Consider the following 230-nt stretch of genomic DNA (forward strand, 5'->3'; position numbering starts at 1 on the left):
CGCTCCGGGCGGCTACCACGGCAAGCAGGAGTGGTTCGCCAAGTCCCGCCGCCTGCACCTGCTCGAAGACCGGCTTCAGGCAGTGCGGTCCGACCGGGAGACCGGAGTGGTGCGTGTGGTGCGTGTGGTGCGTGTGGTGCGGGGTGGGAAGCGGCTGCTGAGCACCCGCCACCACCTCGATGCCGCCCAGCTCACCGAGGAGCAGTGGCGTGCGCGGTGGCAGGCCGGGC

General features: G+C 72.2%; 1 pseudogene. It reads left to right on the plus strand.

The window, feature by feature from the left end:
• Positions 1-230: pseudogene (locus F3T56_RS45855) on the plus strand (IS200/IS605 family accessory protein TnpB-related protein); the annotation flags it as partial.

The sequence above is a fragment of the Streptomyces tailanensis genome, assembly GCF_008386495.1.
GTDB lineage: Bacteria > Actinomycetota > Actinomycetes > Streptomycetales > Streptomycetaceae > Streptomyces > Streptomyces tailanensis.